The sequence below is a fragment of the Cellulosimicrobium sp. G4 BAM 1002 genome, assembly GCF_057126935.1.
Window position 1 is genome coordinate 3769896 of sequence record NZ_CP182109.1, and the last position, 17483, is coordinate 3787378.

Here is a 17483-nt window from a genome sequence, read left to right on the forward strand (position 1 = left end):
TCCGCTCGGGGAGAACCCTGGGCGTCTACCTCGCGGACACCTCGGACGCCGGTGCGAGGCTCGGCGCGTCCCGTACGTCGAACTCCCGCCGCAGCACCCGGCGCGCGGCGTACCAGCCGCCGAGCCCGTGCACACCGGGCCCGGGCGGCGTCGACGCCGAGCACAGGTACACACCCTCGACACCCACCGCGTACGGGTCGATCCGCGGCGTGGGCCGCGCGACCATCTGCCACATGCTCACAGCCCCGCCGGCGATGTCGCCGCCGACGTAGCTCTCGTCGTGCTCGGCCATCTCCGCGGCGGGGACGCACCGCGACGCGACGACGACGTCCCGGAACCCCGGCGCGAAGCGCTCGATCTGCGCGACGACGTCCTCGGTGACGTCGCGCGTCGACCCCGCGGGTACATGCGCGTACGTCCACAGCGGCCGCAGCCCGGCGGCCTCACGCGCCGGGTCGACGACGGTCGGGTCGCTCACCAGGAGGACCGGCCGTTCCGCGTGGCGACCGGCCGCGACCTCAGCCTCGGCGTGCGCCATGTCCGAGCGCGTGCCGCCCACGTGCACGGTCCCGGCACGGCCGACCTCGGGCTCGGCCCAGGGCACGGGTCCCGAGAGGACGAGGTCGACCTTGGCGGCGGCGTCGCCGTGCCGGAAGCGGCGCAGCGCGGCGTCGACCCGGGGCGCGAGCCGGTCGGCGAACACGTCCGCGACGACGCGCGGCGCCGTGTCGAAGACGTAGGCCCGGGCACGTGGTAGGTCGGCGAGAGTGCCGACACGGTGGCCCGTGACGACGTCGCCGCCGTGCGCGCGCAGGTCGTCGACGAGCGCGCCGACGATCGCACCGGACCCCCCGCGCGGCAGCGGCCAGCCGCCGGGCGCGTGACCGAGCGACGCGAGCAGCACCGCGGTCCCGGCGGCAGCGAGGGACGGCAGCCGCGAGATGGCGTGGGCGGCGACGCCCGTGAGGAGAGCCCCGGCCTCCTCGGTCTCGAACCGGCGCCCCCACGCCGCGGTCCCCTGCTCCAGGACCGCCGCGCCGAACCGGGCCGCGACCGCGGCCCCCTCCGGGCGCAGCACGCGCCCGGGCACGCTCCGCTTGTCGCCGAGCGCGACCGCGACGACGTCCCGCCAGCCGTGCGCGAGCGGGCCGAGCAGCGCACGCCACGCCGCGCCGTCGTGACCTCCGAGGCGCTCGACCGTGCGGTCGAGGTCGTGGTACGCGATGCCTGCACGACCGCCGTCGAGCGGCTGGGCGTACGACACCTCGGGGACGAGCAGCTCGACGCCCCGCGCGCCCAGGTCGAACGCCTCGAAGAACGACGACGCCCACGCCATCGGGTGCACGGCGGAGCAGACGTCGTGCACGACGCCCTCGGCCAGGCCGAGGTCGAGCGTGCGCGAGCCGCCGCCGATCGTGGGCTGCGCCTCGAGGACGCGCACGGCGAGTCCCGCACGCGCGAGGGTCACGGCCGCGGCGAGCCCGTTCGGGCCCGAACCGACGACGACGGCGTCGAGGTTCTCCGTCACGCGACCCTCAGGGCCGCATCAGAGCGGCCGCACCTGCTCGGCCTGCGGGCCCTTGGTGCCCTGACCGAGCTCGAACTCGACCTGCTGGCCCTCGTCGAGCGTGCGGTAGCCGTCGGACTGGATCGCGCTGAAGTGCACGAAGAGGTCCTGTCCGCCGGACGCGGGCGTGATGAACCCGTAGCCCTTCTCGGAGTTGAACCACTTCACGGTGCCCTGAGCCATCTACGTCTCCTCGTGCATCGTCGCCCGCGGGACGACCTCCGCCTCGCGGTACGCCGAGCCTAGCCCGCTCGGCGCGCGTGCGGAAGGTCGAGGGAGACCCGGCTCGTTCTCTTCGCCCCGACGAACGGGCAGGTCAGGCCTATCGCACCCGCACCTCGGAGCGGAGGTGTCGGGCTGTCAGCCGACCGGGGCGAGCGCCGTCTTGACGATCACGACGACGTCACCGGAGCGCAGCGGCTGCTGGCTCACCTGCTCTGCGGGCACACCGAGGATCGCGGCCACGGCGGCGGCACTGTCCGCCCGGTCCTCGCCGTACCAGATCGTCGTCGCGGAGACCTCTTCAGGGTCCCCGTCGTAGTCGGCCGCCTCGACCTGCGTGAAGCCCTGGTTCTGGAGCGCGTCTCGCCCCTTCCCGGCCTCCCCGGCGATGCCGCTCGCGTTGAGGACGCGCACCTCGGCTGCCGGGTCCGCAGCTGCCATGAGGGCCGCGACGTCGGGAGCGGCGGGCGTCTCGACCGGGGGCTCCTCGACGGGGGTCTCCTCCGTCGGTGCCTCCTCGGCAGGAGTCTCCTCGGCCGGGGTCTCCTCCGTCTCGCCCGCGGCGGGGTCGGTGGACTCGGCCTGCGGCGGCGCCTCGGTCGAGCCGTTGTCCGACAGCAGCGCGACACCCCCGTACGCGAGGCCGGCGAAGACGACGGCGACGAGCAGGAACGGCCACGTCTTGCTCCACCCGCTGCGCGGCGTGCGGTGCACCCCGACGGGCGCGCCCTGCTGCGCGGGCGCGTCGAACTCGTCGGGCGCGTAGGGGTAGCGGCTCTTCGTCACGGCGACAGGGTAGCCCGGTCGGGCCCGTTGGCTAAACGCCCTGTTCGCCCGGACTTCACGGGCGAGGGCAGGTGCACGTCAGAGTCCTTCGAGCCGACGGGCGGTGCGCGCCCGCTGCCTGGTGGAACGCATCCGGCGCAGCCGCTTGACCAGCATCGGGTCCTGCGCGAGCGCTGCCGGGGAGTCGATGAGCGCGTTGAGCACCTGGTAGTAGCGCGTCGCGGACATGTCGAAGAGCTCGCGCACCGCCTGCTCCTTGGCGCCCGAGTACTTCCACCACTGCCGCTCGAACGCGAGGATCTCCCGGTCCCGGTCGCTCAGGCCCGACGCCGCAGCCTCCTGCGCGTCCACCTCACCGGCCGCGTCGGGGCCGTCGAGCACGTATGCCGCCTCGCTCATCGGTTCCCTCCTTGCACTCTCTCGTCACGGGACCCCCGCACGCCCGGCCCCAAGCCCGCCCGACGGCGGACTGATGCGGGGCGCCTCGGTCCGCCCACCAGCGTACGCACGAACCACACCGGTGTCATTCGTCCTCGCCGATGCCTGCCTGAGCGGCCGGAGCGGCCGATAGGCTCGGGTGCGTGGAGAGCGCACCCGCCCAGCCCGTCGCCGTCGACCCGGTCACGCACGCCTCGACCGCCGATACCCGCCCACCGCTCGCGAGCATCATGGCCGCCGACTGGGCCGAGGCGCTCGCCCCCGTGGAGTCGCAGCTCCACGCGATGGGAGACTTCCTGCGCGCCGAGGTCGCCGCCGGTCGCGAGTACCTCCCCGCGCCGTCGGCCATCCTCAACGCGTTCTCCCGGCCGCTCGCGGACGTGCGCGTGCTCGTCGTCGGGCAGGACCCCTACCCGACCCCCGGACACCCCATGGGGCTGTCGTTCTCCGTGCAGCCGCACGTCAGGCCCGTGCCGCGCTCGCTGCAGAACATCTTCGCCGAGCTGGCGACCGACGTCGGCGCCCCGACCCCCGCGAACGGCGACCTCTCCGCGTGGGCCGACCAGGGCGTCATGCTCCTCAACCGCGTCCTCACCGTGCGCCCGGGCGAGCCGGGGTCGCACCGCGGCAAGGGCTGGGAGGCCGTGACCGAGGCCGCGATCCGCGCCCTCGTCGCGCGCGACGCCCCGCTCGTCGCGATCCTCTGGGGCCGCGACGCCGCGACCCTGCGCCCGATGCTGGGCGACACGCCCGTCGTCGCGAGCCCCCACCCCAGCCCTCTCTCCGCGCACCGCGGCTTCTTCGGCTCCCGCCCGTTCTCCCGTGTGAACGACCTCCTCACCGCCCAGGGCGCCACCCCGGTCGACTGGACCCTCCCAGCCTGACGCTCCGGCCCCTGAGGGAGAACCGTGGCCTGCCGAGGTAGAACCGTGGTCGCGCGAGGTAGAACCCTGGTTCCTTGTCGGACGGCGCGTGGTCGCCCTGGGTGTCGGGGTGGGTGGGGGCGCCCGCCGTCGGCGAACCACGGTTCTACCTCGCGCGACCGAGGTTCTACCTCGGCGGGACCGGGGGCCCGGCGTCCGCCTCGGTGAGGTGATGGCGTAGCGGGTGGGGCGGCGTCGGATGCGAAGGGCGTCAAGGCCGCGCTCCTGAAGCCCACGCCCGACAGACCAGCGTGACGGCACGGCCAGCCCGAGCACCGACGCCGCCCCGCACGCGGACCCGACCACCTACCGACGCAGGAGCACAATGGGCGGGTGACGACGCAGAACCCGACGACCACTCCCCTGGCCGGCGACTCCACGCAGGGCGCCGCGAACCCACCACGATGGACGAGCTACCTCGCGATCGGCGACTCGTTCACCGAGGGACTGTGGGACCCGTACCCCGGCGACGACGACCACCAGCGCGGGTGGGCCGACCTGCTCGCCCAGCATCTCGCCGTCCGGCGGATCGAGGCGGGCGCGGACCCGCTGCGGTACGGCAACCTGGCCATCCGTGGGCGCAAGCTGCGCTCGATCCTCACGGAGCAGGTGCCGCGGGCGCTCGAGCTGAGGCCCGACCTCGTGAGCCTCGTCGGCGGCGGGAACGACATCCTGCGGCCCAATGCCGACGTCGACCGCCTCGCGCGGAACCTCGAGCACGCGGTGTCACGCCTGCGCGCGGCGGGGATCGACGTCCTCCTGGCGACCGGCTTCGACGCCTCGCACTCGCCACTCGTGGGCCTCACGCGATCGCGGGTCGGGGTGTACAACGCGCACCTGTGGTCCATCGCGCGGCGCCAGGGCGCGTTCGTGCTCGACCTGTGGGGCATGCGTGCGCTCCAGGACTGGCGCATGTGGTCGGAGGACCGCATCCACCTCACGCCCGACGGCCACCGGCGTGTGGCGCAGGCGGCGCTGGTCGCGCTGGGCCAGGCACCTGACGACGCCGCGTGGGACGACCCGCTGAGTCCCCTCCCGCCGTCCCCGGCGATCGACCGCGCCCGGCAGAACGCGATGTGGCTGCGCGCGCACGTCGTGCCGTGGGCGCAGCGACGGCTCACGGGGACGTCGTCGGGCGACGGCCGACTGCCGAAGGCGCCCGAGCTCCTCCCCGTGCCGCTCGCGGAGGGCTGACCACGGTCGGGCCGACGACTCTAGAGAGCGTCGGCCCGACCGTCGCGGGCGTCGTCGTCAGCAGGTCCGCGCGGGGTACGCCACCTCCTGCGTCGTGCGCGGGCCGCCGCCGGCGGGGACCGCCGTGACGGTGACGCTGCCTGCCTCGACGCCGTTCGCGCGCGACGAGAACGACTGGTAGCCGTTCGCCCCGCTGGCGACCGCGGTGAAGGTCTTCTCGCCGAACGGCGTCGTGACCCCGATGTCGAGCGGTCCGGCACCCTCGTTGTGCGCGCGGACCGCGACGTACGCGGTGCCCGCGAGGCAGCGGACCTGCACCTCCGCCCGGACCTGCGGCGCCTGCGGCGTCGCGGCGACCAGGGCGCTCAGCGCGCTCGCCTGGGTCCTCCAGTCGAACACGTTCGGGTGCTCCGCGGACTCGCCCCCGGCCCAACGCACGCCGAGCCGGTCGCCCGACGACCGGTCCTGGGCCCAGATCGTCGCGGCCTGCCGGTCCACGAACTCCTGGTAGTGCTCGGCTCCCGTCGTGTCCGTGAGATCCATGAGGTACCTCATGAAGATGCCCTTGAACTGCTTGCCGTTGTCGTCGCAGGTCCGGTCGAGGGCGTCGCAGCTCTCGGTGAGCACCCCGTCCGAGACGAGCTCTTCCGAGGCCAGCGCCGCGTCCGCGAGGCGCTCGGAGGTCGCCAGGACCTCCGCGTCGCCCGTGGCCCGGTGCAGCTCCAGGCCCGCCCCGATCACGAGACCCTGGTTGTAGCTCCAGACGGTGCCGCCGTTGTTGCGGCAGTCGGCCGTGAGCCCGTCGTTGACGAGCCCCTCGCCGTTGACCATCCCGCTGGCCTGGAGCCAGTCCCACCCGGTCCGAGCGCGCTCGAGCCACACGGTGTCACCGTCGATGCGGTTGTGCAGCTCGGCCGCGAGACGCACGTACAGGCCGTTGGTCACGGCGTTCTTGTACGTCTTCTCGGCATCCCACCACACGCCCCCGCCGCACGTGCCCGGGTCCCAGTAGCCGTGCACGTAGTCGGCGATCGTGACCGACATGTCGAGGTACTTCCGGTCTCCCGTCAGGTCGTACGCGGAGGCCCAGGTGAGGCCCCACCACGCGGCGTCGTCGATCGCGCGGCTCGTGAAGTTGCCGAGAATCTCGTCGCTCGACATCTCGCCCGCGGGGAACGGGGCCTTGTTGCGCTCGAACGTGCGGTCGACCTGCGGCAGGTAGCTCCGGTCGCCCGTGCGCTCCATGTAGTCGATCACGGTGTTCGTCGCGACGGCGGAGTTCCACCAGCTCGACGGCCACCAGGCCTTCTCCGGGTCGTAGTCGCCCATGAGCGTCCGGACGGCGCTCGCCGCGCGCTGGGTCGCGGGCGGGTTCTCGATCAGCCCGTCGACCAGCGGCAGCAGGACCGTGCGGGCGTGCTCGCTCACCGCCTCGGGCGACGCACCCGTGATCGCGTCCCGTAGCGCGGTCAGCGCCTGTGCGACGCCGGCCGCGTGGGCGCCGTCGAGCTGCGCCGCCGCCGCGTCGACGAGGCCGACGAGCGCCTCCGCCGTCGCGGGGTCGACGTCGCCGCCGCGCTGCAGGGCACCGACCTGGGCGCGGATCTCGTCCAGGCCGGTGCTCGGCGTGAGCCACTGCGAGACGAGCAGGGTGAGCTCGTCTCGCGTCCGGTCGTCGAGGAGGTCGGTCGCGGTCGTGTCGACGGCGGCGCGCAGCAGGCGGAGCTGCGCGAGCACCCCGGCCGCGTCCTTCGCGTCCTCGGCCTCCTGCGCCTCGGCCACGATGGCCCCCAGCCGCTCGGCGGTGCTCGCCGGGATACGGTCGGCGTCGCGCGCCGCCGTGATCGCGTCGGCCAGCTCGCTCACCTTCGGGGTGTGCGCGAGGAGCTCGACCTCGGCGAGCGCCGTCGTCGCGCCCGTCGAGGCCGTGACGTGCAGCCGGTACTCGCGGTACACGCCCGGGTCGGCGACCGCGAAGGCCCGGGTCTCGAGGCGTGACGCGAACGACTGGTCCGAGCGCTCGTCGAGCGTCGTCCAGGTCTGCCCGTCCGTCGACCCCTCGAGGGTCCAGGCGCTCGGGTCCGTCCCGTCGCCCGCAGCCGACGTGAGCGTGTACATCGCAGCCCGTGCCGTCGTCCCCGTCGCCTCGTACGTCACGCCCGGCGTGGCCGAGGCGAACGCGACCTCGGTCGATGCCCGGTCGTCCACGAGCGCGTCGCCGTCGGTGCCCTCCTCGTCGGTCGTGACCGTCATGCCTCCCGTGACGTCCACGAGCGGGTCGGGCAGGTCGTCGCCCTGCGTGATCGACGGCGGGGCGTCGTCCGCTCCGGTGCCCCACGCGGACGGCGTCGGACCCATGTCGAACACGATCGTCCCGCCGTCGGCGAGCTGCTCGTGCGTCAGGTACGTCGCGGACTGCGCGACGCCGTCGACCGTCACGCCCTGCACGTAGACGTTCTCCGCGCTGTTGTCCGGCGCCTCGATCACGAGGTCCTCGCCGTTCTCGAGGTGGATCGTCGCCTGCGTGAACAGGGGCGAGCCGATCGCGTACGTCGGGCTGCCGACCTGCAGCGGGTAGAAACCGAGCGCGCTGAACAGCCACCAGGCCGACATCTCGCCGTTGTCCTCGTCACCGGGGTAGCCCTGGCCGAGTTCGTTGCCCGTGAACGAGCGGGCCAGCGCGGTCCGCACGATCTCGGCCGTCTTCGACGGCTCGCCCGCGAACGCGTACATGTACGGGATGTGGTGCGAGACCTGGTTGCTGAGGCCCCACTGGCCTTGGCGCACCGCCTTGGCCTCGCGCATCTCGTGGATGACGCCGCCGTACGACCCGGGCTTGGACGCGGTCTCCGGCGTGGCGAAGAACTCGTCGAGCCTCGCACCGAGCGCGTCCGTGCCGCCGAGGAGGTTGGCCAGACCCCGTCCGTCCTGGACGGCGTGGAACGCGAAGTTCCAGCCGTCGGTCTCGGTGAACTCGTTCCCCCAGACCTCGGGGTCGAAGTCCGCTGCCGACCGGTCCCAGGAACCGTCCTCGGTCCGGCCGCGGAGGAAGCCCGTCGTCGGGTCGAAGAGCGTCGAGTAGTTGAGCGCCCGGTTCAGGTAGTACTCGTAGTTGTCCGCGTACTCCTGGTGACGTGGGTCCGCGGCGTCGGTCGTGTCGAGGAGCTCCTTCGACATCGTCGCGATGCCGTAGTCGTTGAGGTAGTCCTCGAGCGACCAGGACGCGCTCTCGTGCGTCGACGTCGGCGTGTAGCCGAGGAACGTCGACCGGTCCATGCCCTTGCGGCCCACGCTCGCGTCCGGCGGTACGGTCGAGGCGTTCTTCAGTGCGGCGTCGTAGGCGGCCTGCACGTCGATCCCCGGGACGTCCTTGAGGTAGGCGTCGGCGAACGCGACGTCGGAGCTCGTGCCCGTCATGCTGTCCGCGTATCCCGGGGCCGACCACCGCGAGACCCAGCCGCCGTCCTCGTACTGCTGCACGAAGCCGTTGACCAGCTCCCCGGCCTTGCCCGGGTACAGCAGCGAGTATGCGGGCCAGGCGGTGCGGTAGGTGTCCCAGAAGCCGTTGTTGACGTAGACCTTCCCGTCCTCGACGCGCGCGCCCGTCTCGGTCGCCGTCGTGCCCTCGGGCGCCGGGCTCCCGGACGCTGAGGACTGCACGACGTGCTGGTAGACCGGGTCGTCGGCCGTGCCGGTGTTCTCGTGGCCCGAGTTCGGGTAGAGGCTCAGGCGGTAGAGGTTCGAGTAGAGCGAGACGAGCGCGTCGTGGCTCGCGCCCTCCACCTCGACCACGCCGAGGGTGTCGTCCCAGAGCTGCTGGGCCCGGTCCTTCACCGTGTCGAAGGTGTCGTCCGCGGAGATCTCGAGGTCGAGGTTGTGCTCGGCCTGGTCCACGCTCATGAGCGACGTCGCCAGGCGCAGCGTGACGACCTTCGCGTCGGACGTGTCGAACGACAGGTAGCCGGTCACGTCGCCGCCGCCACCGCCCGTGAGACGGCCGCTGCCGGTCACCGGCTGGTCGACCCTGCCGTAGACGAACATGCGCGTCATGCCCGCCGAGCTGCCGGGTGTGCTCACGTCGGTGTAGCCCGAGACCACGCCGTGCTCGGCGTCGAGGGTCAGCCCACCGGCGCTGTTCACGTTGTCGAAGATGAGGTGAGACTCGTCGCCGGTGAACGTGAACCGGAACATCGCCGCGTGGTCGGTCGGCGCGATCTCGGTCCGCATGTCGTTGTCGAACGTGACCCCGTAGTAATGGGCACGCGCGACCTCGGCGTCGTGGCTGAAGGTCAGCGCACGTGCGGACCGGTTCGCGTCCGGCGTCCCGGTCGCCGCGGAGGGCATGACCTGGAAGGTCTGCCGGTCGCCCATCCACGGGCTGGGCTCATGGCTGAGGGAGAAGGCCTGGATCGCCGTCCGGTTCTGCTCGTCGTTCCCGTTCTGGTACTCGTAGATCCAGCGGTTGGTGCCCGCGTTCGTCACCGGGGTCCAGAAGTTGAACCCGTGCGGGACCGCGGTGGCGGGGAACGTGTTCCCGCGCGAGAAGTCGCCGTTCGCGTTGGTCCCGCGGGTCGTGACGACGTAGTCCGACGGGCGCTCGGCGTCCTGCCGCGCGGGCTCGGCGGTCACGGCGACGTCGTCGACCCAGCCGCTGAAGTCGCCCGGCCCGTCGGGGTTGTCGTAGCCGACCAGCACGCGGTCGATCGTCCGTCCCGTTGCGACCTCGCCGATCCGCGACACCACCGCGTTCCACTGGTTGGTGTACAGCGTCTTCGCCGCGCCCTGACCCTGTGGGCTCAGGCCCGCGCCGTGCTGGTCGACGGCGCCGAGGTCGCTGAGGTACGTGCCGTCGGTGAACGCGAGGTCGACCGCGGCGTACGTGCTCGCGTATGCGAGGTCGTTCTCGGCGGCCTCGGGGAAGATCACGTACGACAGCTCGGTGTCCTCGCCGACGGGTACGTCGACGTCGAGCACCTTCGCGTACGCGTACCCGCGACCGTCCGTCGTCTGGCTCCCGCCGTAGTGCAGCGCGGCGACGCCCGTCCAGCCGACCTCCGACGGCGCGGTGTACGCGCTGCTCGGACCGGAGCCGACCTCGGCCGTCATGTCGGTCGCCGCGAGCGGCTCGGTCGCGAGCTGCAGCTCGGCGAGCTGGGTGCCGTCGCTCCCGCTGTTGGACGTGATGGCGAGCCGGTAGAACCGGTACTCCCCGGGTGACGCGACCGTGTAGCCGCGCGTCTGGAAGCGCTCCGAGAAGGTCTGGTTCGTGCGAGCGTCGAGCGTGGTCCAGCTCTCGCCGTCCTGCGACCCCTCGAGCGACCACGCGCGCGGGTCGCGCTCAGGGGCGTCGTTGGCGGACGACAGCGCGTACGCCTGCACGGTGGTCGCCGCGTCGAGCTCGTACGTGATCTGCGCGGTGCGCGCTCCGGCCAGCCACTTCGTCGCGACGTCGCCGTCGGCGAGCTTGTCGCCGGTCTCGTCGGGCGCGTTCTCGGCGCTCGCCGTGACGTGGGCGACGCGATCCGTCACGTCGCCCGGGAAGTCCACGGTCCCGGGGACGAGACGCCGGACCGAGGTTCCCGAGATCACGACGTCCACGGCCGCGGCGTCGTGCGTGCGGACCTGGAACTGCGGCGTGCCGCCCCCGGACGACGGGCGGGTGAAGTCCACGACGACGGTACGCGGCTCGTCGGAGAGCGTCACCTCCGTGCCGCCGACGTCCGAGCCTCCGCCGTAGACGTTGAGGAAGACCTTGCCCGTCCCCGTCAGGGTCGCCTCCGCGCGCATCGTGACGCCGCGCTCGAGGGCCGGCATGGGGACCTGCACCCACGTCTCGCCCTTCGCCTCCATCGCCCAGCGCTGGGCGGGGTCGCCGCCGGAGGTCGTGGTCGCCTCGAGCGTCCCGGGCACCGAGCCCACCCCGTTCTGGAACGGGCCCTCCCACCCGAGCTCGTCGGTCGGGCCGCCGAGCACGTCGTCCCCGCTGGGCGTGCTCGGACTGCGCTCGAGGACGGAGGTGCCGACGACACCGTCCACCCGGGGGGCGCCGGCCGTCTCCTCAGGAGTGCTGGTCCAGCCGAGCGGCGGGTCGCCGGCCTCGAACGAGGTCGAGAGCTCCCCCGGCGTGGTGGTCGTGGGCTCCGCGTTCGCGGCGACCGAGCCTGTCGCGAGAATCGTCCCGCTGAGCAGGAGGCTCAGTGCCACGGTCGCGGCGACGCCTCGGCCGGTCGACTCCCGGGATAGGGCTGCGCGCGTTCTGTGAAGTGACATCGATGTCCTTCTGGGGAGGGCGAGCGACGGTGCTCGCAGCTATGACAGCGCTGACAGGCTCGACAGTGCCAGACGAGCGGGGAGGGGTCAACCCTGAGCTGGTCGGTTCTGGACGCCCGCCGGGGCGCTGTCGTTCGTGGAGCCGCCTGTCGGGTTCGAACCGACGACCTTTCGCTTACAAGGCGAGTGCTCTACCAGCTGAGCTAAGGCGGCGTGCCCGGGGCTGCCGGGCGAGCGAACAGACTACCTGCTCGCCCGGCAGCCGCGGCACTGCGCGAGACGCTGCGGGTCAGCCCTCGGCCGACTGCGCCGCCGTGACCGCCTCGGGGAGCGCGTTGGGGTCGCTCCAGTTCCCGTCCCAGCGCTCGCCGTCGATCGTGATGGTCGGCGTGCCGAACTGGCCGCTCTGCGGGTTGGCGAGGTCGGGGTTCTGCGTGACGAGGCTCGTGGCCGTCGCCGCCCAGTCGCCGAAGGTCTCCACGGCAGTCCCGTCCTCGATCCCGGCCGCGACGTCGGCCGGGACGCCGGCCTGCTCCGCGAGGTCGGCGATCTGGGCGTCGGTCAGCGTGCTGACGTTCTCCTCGGGCTGGTTCTCGAACATGATGGCGTTGAAGTCGTTCATCGCCTCGGGTGCGCGGTCCGCGACCCAAGCAGCGGCGGCGGCAGAGCGCGTGGAGAACTGCTGCGCGTTCGCCATCCGGTCGAGGATCGCGATGGGGTGGAGCACGACGGTGACGTCGCCGGACTCGCGCAGCCCGTCGAGCGTCTCGCCGTTGGTGGCCTCGAAGTCGCCGCAGATGGGGCACATGTAGTCGAGGTAGACGCCGATCTCGACCGCATCCGGTCCGTTGTCGGTACCCGCCTCGCCCTCGGCGCCCATCGGGATGCCGCCGTCGTCGTTGCTCGTGGCCGGGCTCGTGACCTCGCTGAGGTCGCCGGCCGCGACGGCGTCGACCGTCTTGCTGCGGTCGTTCATCGCCGGGATCCACACGGCGAGGAAGACGCCGACGAGGACGAGGACACCCGCGACGAGCGCGCCGATGGTGATGAGGCGGTTCCGCTTGTCGCGCTTGGCCTGCGCCTCGCGCAGCGCGAGGGCCTCCGCGCGGGCGGCGTCGCGGCGCTGGGCCTTGGTCTGGGGTTCGTTGCTGGGCATGGTCGTCCTCCGGACAGATCCGAGATGCTGAGGTGGTCGGGTGCGCGCCGGCGCGCCGCCGGTCGGCGACGTCAGGCGAGAACGAGCGCCGGCGGTCCGCGCCGGGTCCGCACCACCGCGTCGGCGAGGTGGTGCAGAGCGGCGGGCACGGCGTCGGGCACCGGACGGGCGACCCGCCGCGCGACCGCGACGAGCGCGCCCGCGGGACGTGCCACGCCTCGCACGACCGCGCGCAGCGCACGCGTCGCCCCGGCCACGACGGCGCGGGACCGGTCGTGCGCGCGCAGCGCCCAGGACGTGACGCCCCAGGCGACCAGGGCGGCGACGCCGTGCGCCACGACCACGGGCAGCGCGAGCGCGCCGACCACGGTGACCATCGCGGCGGGGTCCCCGCCGAGCGCGGTGCCGGACGGGCAGTCCGGCGTCTCGTGGACCAGGGCGAGGTGCATCCCCGCCACGCCCCACGCACCGGGCACGGTCACGCACTGGTGGACGACGGCGTACCCACGGTCGGCGAGGTGCGTCACCAGGGTGGCGACGAGCGTGAGGACCAGGAGCGCGGGCCCGAGCAGACGCCCGGCGGCGGGCACGACGGACGTGCGCGTCACGCCGCGCGGCCAGGCGCGCGGCACCGTCGTCCGGAGCACGGCGCCCATCCTACGCACGCGCCCTGGCAGCACGCTGGGAGCGGGCGCCGGCCGGCCGAGCGGCAGAACAGGTCAGCGGAGCGACGGCGGGCCGGGGAACGGCCACCAGGTGATCCCGGGGTCGCCCGCGAGCACCACGACGCACACGACCGCGAGCACCACGCCGACCCCGGCGAGCACGAGCGTCCCGGTCCGGCCGGGCGCTACCCGCGCGAGCGCCGTCCGCGTGCCGTACCGCGTGAGGTAGGTGAGGGGGCCGGCCCACGCGAGGAGGACGGCGGCGAACGCGGCGAGGCACAGCACGACGGTCGTGACGACGGGCGAGTTGCCGCCGTCGGGCCCGGCCGCGACGACCCAGCGGTCGGCCTCGAGGAGCCACCACCCCGCCACGACGACGAGCACGGCCGCGCACGCGGCGACGAGCAGCGACGGGATCGCCCCGACGAGAGCGCGCACGAGGTACCAGGGCGACGCTGCGATGGCGCGCGCCGTGTCCCGGGGCGAGACCCCCCGCCGCTCGCGGCGCGTGTGCAGCGACTCGGTCGTCACCCCGACGATGCGCGCGAGGACGACGAGCACGGCGAGCACCACGAACGCGATCCCCGGGTAGAGGGCGCCGAGCAGCACGAGCGGGACACCGAGGAGCACCAGCGCGGTGTGGCGTGCGGCGGGTGCGGGCCGGACGTAGAGCGGCTCGCCGTCCTCGCCGACGGGCGGGGCGCCGAGCTCGTCCAGGAGGTCGGGGTCGCCGGTCGGGACGGCCATCGTCCGGCCGTCGTTGACCTGGGACTGCGACGTCGGCAGCGGCGGCGGCACGACCGGCGGCCCGGGCGGAGGGCCGACGACGGCCGCCGCGGCGAGGGCCGGGGCGACGACCTGCGTCGGCCCCGTCGGCGGACCGACGACCTGCGTCGCGGAGGCGACCGGCACGTCTCCGGTGTCGGCTGCCTCGCGCAGCGCGGCGACGACCTCCGTCGGGCCGAGCCGGCGCGCGGGGTCGGCGTGCAGCGCGCCGGCGAGCGCGCCGGCGGTGACCGGTCCGAGCCCGGCGAGGTCGGGGCGCCCGCTGCGGGCGCGCGCCAGCACGACGTCGGTCGGCCGCACCCCGAACGGCGCGCGGCCCGTCGCGGCGTACGCGAGGAGCGCGGCCCAGCCCCACCAGTCGGTGTCGACGCTGGGCGCGGCGCCCTCGAGCAGCTCGGGTGCGAGGTACCCGGGCGTGCCCATGACGAGGCCGGTCGACGTGACGCGCGCGTCCTCGAGCCCCTGCGCGATGCCGAAGTCGATGAGCACGGGGCCGCGCGACGACACCATGACGTTGCTCGGCTTGAGGTCCCGGTGCACGACGCCCGCGGCGTGCACCGACTCGAGCGCCGCGGCGAGCTGGTCGGCGAGCTCGTACAGGTCCCACGGGTCGAGCGGGCCGCCGTCGGCGACCTCGTCCTCGAGCGTGGGCCCGTCGACGAGCTCCGTCACGATGAACGCGTCGGGCCCGTCGAGCTCGACGTCGAGGATCTGCGCGACGGCGGGGTGACGCAGCCGCTGCAGGGCGAGCGCCTCGCGCCGCAGGCGCTCGCGGCCCTGCGCGGCGGCGTCGAGGTCGACGTGCGCGTGCAGGAGCTTGATCGCCACGAGGCTCCCGCCGCCGTCGTGCGCGCTGTGGACCGTGCCCATCGCGCCGGAGCCGAGACGAGCGCCGATGAGGTAGCCCCCGACCTCGCTCCCCGGCGCCGGTCCGCGCCCCACGGCGGGGTGCTGCGCGTCGACGCGCTGCGTGCGCTCCTCCATGGTGACAAGGTAGCGCCAGCGGGCGCGCAGAGCCGCTCGGAGGGGCCCGGTGGGGCCCACCGACTATCCTGGGACGCCCAGGCGCGACCTATCGAAGCTCAAGGAGAAGTCCATTGGCAGGCAAAGAGGGATTCGATCTCGTGGTGGTGGCCAACCGGCTGCCCGTGGACTTCACGGTCGGACCCGGTGGCGACGTCGAGTGGAACCGATCGCCGGGCGGCCTCGTCACGGCGCTCGAGCCCGTCATGCAGGCGTCCGACGGCGCGTGGGTCGGCTGGTCCGGCGCCCCTGACCTCGCGAGCGAGCCCTTCGACGCCGACGAGATGCGCCTCGTGCCCGTCACCCTCTCCGCCGACGAGATCGAGCGCTACTACGAGGGCTTCTCCAACGACACGCTCTGGCCCCTCTACCACGACGTCATCTCGCCGCCCACCTATCACCGCACGTGGTGGGAGGCGTACCGGCGCGTCAACCAGCGCTTCGCCGACGCCGCGGTCGAGCAGGCCGCGCCGGGCGCCGTCGTGTGGGTGCACGACTACCAGCTCCAGCTCGTCCCCCAGATGATCCGCGCGCAGCGGCCCGACGTGCGGATCGGGTTCTTCAACCACATCCCCTTCCCCCCGCTCGAGTTGTTCCAGCAGCTCCCGTGGCGACGCCAGGTCATCGACGGGCTCCTCGGCGCCGACCTCGTCGGGTTCCAGCGCGCGGGCGACGCCGCGAACTTCATCCGCGCCGTCCGCCGCCTGCGGGCGTACACGACGCGCGGGCCGATGATCACGGTCCCGGACGAGTCCGGGCGCGACCGGCACGTGCGCGCCGCGGCGTTCCCCATCTCGATCGACTCGCGCCGCTTCGACGAGCTGGCCCGCACCCCCGAGGTGCAGCAGCGCTCTCGCGAGATCCGCGCCGACCTGGGCGACCCGGACATCATGATGCTCGGCGTCGACCGCCTCGACTACACCAAGGGCATCCGGCACCGCATCAAGGCGTACGGCGAGCTCCTGCAGGACGGGCGCCTCGACGTCGAGCACGCGACCCTCGTCCAGGTCGCGAGCCCGAGCCGCGAGAACGTCGACGCCTACCAGGAGCTGCGCGAGCACGTCGAGGGTGCGGTGGGGCGCATCAACGGCGAGTACGCCGAGATCGGGCACGCCGCGATCCACTACCTGCACCACTCGTACCCGCCCGAGGAGATGGCTGCGCTCTACCTCGCGGCCGACGTCATGCTCGTGACGGCGCTGCGCGACGGCATGAACCTCGTCGCCAAGGAGTACGTCGCGGCGCGGTCGGACGACCGCGGCGTTCTCGTGCTCTCGGAGTTCACCGGCGCGGCGGACGAGCTGTCGTCGGGCGCGCTGCTCGTCAACCCGCACGACATCGACGGGATGAAGGACATCATCGCCGCCGCCGCGCACATGGACCATCGCGAGCAGCGCAAGCGCATGCGCCGCCTGCGCCGCCGCGTGCTGAGCGACGACGTCGCCAAGTGGTCCGAGTCGTTCCTCGGCGTCCTCACGGCCATGCCGTCGCGCGTCCCGCGCCACCACGCGCACCGCGACGAACAGGTCGCGGCGGAGCGCGGCGCATGAACCGGCCCGACGACGCGGCACGCCTCCCCGAGGCGGTCGCCGACGCCGTGCGGGCGTTCGCCGGGCCCGCCCCCTCGGGATCGCCGGTCGCCGCAGAGGCCGCCGGGTCGGGCGCCGCGGAAGGGTCCGACTCCGACGCGCGGCTCGTCGCGCTCGACTTCGACGGGACGCTCGCGCCCCTCGTCGACGATCCGCTCGCGGCACGCATGACGCCGGCCGCTCGCGCCGCCGTCGACCGCCTCGGCGCGGCGCTCGAGGGCACGACGACGCGGCTCGCCCTGGTCTCGGGCCGCAACCTCGCGGACCTCGCGGCGTGCAGCGAGCCACCGGTCGGGTCGTTCCTCGTGGGCAGCCACGGAGCCGAGACGGGCCGTGTCACCGCGAACGGTGTCGACGCCGTGCCGCTCGAGCTCTCACCGGCCCAGGAAGAGGCGCTCGCCGCGCTGCGCGCGGGCCTCGCCGAGGCCGTCGCCGGCCGCGAGGGTGCGTGGGTCCAGGACAAGCCGAGCGCCGCCGTCCTGCACACGCGCCTCGCCTCGCCGGACGACACGCGCGCGGCCGAGGCCGTCGCCGACGCCGTCGCCGCACGGCTCGGCCTGCACGCCATGCACGGCAAGGACGTCGTCGAGGTCGCCGTGGTCGAGACGTCGAAGGGCGAGGCGGTCGACCGGCTGCGGGACGTCGTCGGGCAGGACGCCGGCCGGCCGGGCCCCGCGCGGGTGCTCTACGCGGGCGACGACACGACCGACGAGACGGCGTTCGCCGTCCTGGGGCCGGGCGACCTCGGGGTGAAGGTCGGCGACGGCGAGACGCTCGCCGGGCAGCGCGTGGCCGACGCCGACACCCTCGCGGCGCTGCTCGACCTGCTCACGGACCTGCTGGGGCGTCCTCGGGGCTGACCGG

At 73.7% G+C, this 17483-nt stretch carries 12 protein-coding genes and 1 tRNA gene; 4 read left to right on the plus strand and 9 right to left on the minus strand.

Annotated elements, in window-relative coordinates; genetic code table 11:
- Positions 1 to 25 precede the first annotated feature (25 nt).
- The 4 genes from ACMXGY_RS16755 to ACMXGY_RS16770 form a co-directional block, all read right to left on the minus strand.
- A complete protein-coding gene (locus tag ACMXGY_RS16755; protein ID WP_483774116.1) occupies positions 26 to 1528 on the minus strand; it encodes a phytoene desaturase family protein in 1503 nt (500 codons plus the stop codon).
- Positions 1529 to 1546: 18 nt separating this feature from the next.
- A complete protein-coding gene (locus ACMXGY_RS16760) occupies positions 1547 to 1750 on the minus strand; it encodes a cold-shock protein (RefSeq protein ID WP_483774117.1) in 204 nt (67 codons plus the stop codon).
- Between the two features lie 177 nt (positions 1751 to 1927).
- A complete protein-coding gene (locus ACMXGY_RS16765) occupies positions 1928 to 2575 on the minus strand; it encodes a LytR C-terminal domain-containing protein (RefSeq protein WP_483774118.1) in 648 nt (215 codons plus the stop codon).
- 78 nt (positions 2576 to 2653) lie between these two features.
- A complete protein-coding gene (locus ACMXGY_RS16770) occupies positions 2654 to 2974 on the minus strand; it encodes a DUF3263 domain-containing protein (RefSeq protein ID WP_483774119.1) in 321 nt (106 codons plus the stop codon).
- Positions 2975 to 3156: 182 nt separating this feature from the next.
- Between ACMXGY_RS16770 and ACMXGY_RS16775 the strand changes: the two genes are divergently transcribed.
- Together ACMXGY_RS16775 and ACMXGY_RS16780 are read left to right on the plus strand one after the other, a co-directional pair.
- Entirely contained in the window at positions 3157 to 3897 is a 741-nt protein-coding gene (locus tag ACMXGY_RS16775) for a uracil-DNA glycosylase (protein ID WP_483774120.1), read from the plus strand.
- 402 nt (positions 3898 to 4299) lie between these two features.
- Complete coding sequence (locus ACMXGY_RS16780; protein WP_483776883.1) at positions 4300 to 5130, plus strand: SGNH/GDSL hydrolase family protein; 831 nt, start codon at positions 4300 to 4302, stop codon at positions 5128 to 5130.
- 57 nt (positions 5131 to 5187) lie between these two features.
- Here ACMXGY_RS16780 and ACMXGY_RS16785 read toward each other — a convergent pair whose 3' ends face one another.
- The 5 genes from ACMXGY_RS16785 to ACMXGY_RS16805 all read right to left on the minus strand — a co-directional run bounded on the left by ACMXGY_RS16785 (position 5188) and on the right by ACMXGY_RS16805 (position 14991).
- Positions 5188 to 11400 carry a GH92 family glycosyl hydrolase gene (locus ACMXGY_RS16785; RefSeq protein WP_483774121.1) on the minus strand — a complete coding sequence of 2071 codons (6213 nt, stop codon included), beginning with the start codon at positions 11398 to 11400 and terminating at the stop codon, positions 5188 to 5190.
- Positions 11401 to 11537: 137 nt separating this feature from the next.
- A tRNA-Thr gene (locus ACMXGY_RS16790) sits at positions 11538 to 11613 on the minus strand.
- Between the two features lie 76 nt (positions 11614 to 11689).
- Entirely contained in the window at positions 11690 to 12556 is an 867-nt protein-coding gene (locus ACMXGY_RS16795; protein ID WP_483774122.1) for a DsbA family protein, read from the minus strand.
- Between the two features lie 71 nt (positions 12557 to 12627).
- A complete protein-coding gene (locus ACMXGY_RS16800) occupies positions 12628 to 13203 on the minus strand; it encodes a hypothetical protein (protein ID WP_483774123.1) in 576 nt (191 codons plus the stop codon).
- 72 nt (positions 13204 to 13275) lie between these two features.
- Entirely contained in the window at positions 13276 to 14991 is a 1716-nt protein-coding gene (locus ACMXGY_RS16805; protein WP_483774124.1) for a protein kinase domain-containing protein, read from the minus strand.
- 140 nt (positions 14992 to 15131) lie between these two features.
- On the opposite strand from ACMXGY_RS16805, the gene ACMXGY_RS16810 reads away from it, so the two are divergent.
- Positions 15132 to 16580 carry an alpha,alpha-trehalose-phosphate synthase (UDP-forming) gene (locus ACMXGY_RS16810; protein ID WP_483774125.1) on the plus strand — a complete coding sequence of 483 codons (1449 nt, stop codon included), beginning with the start codon at positions 15132 to 15134 and terminating at the stop codon, positions 16578 to 16580.
- The gene (gene otsB / locus ACMXGY_RS16815; RefSeq protein WP_483774126.1) at positions 16577 to 17479 is read left to right on the plus strand and encodes a trehalose-phosphatase; all 903 of its coding nucleotides are present in this window, start codon (positions 16577 to 16579) and stop codon (positions 17477 to 17479) included. The genes ACMXGY_RS16810 and otsB overlap by 4 nt, the downstream gene beginning before the upstream one ends.
- Positions 17480 to 17483 lie beyond the last annotated feature (4 nt).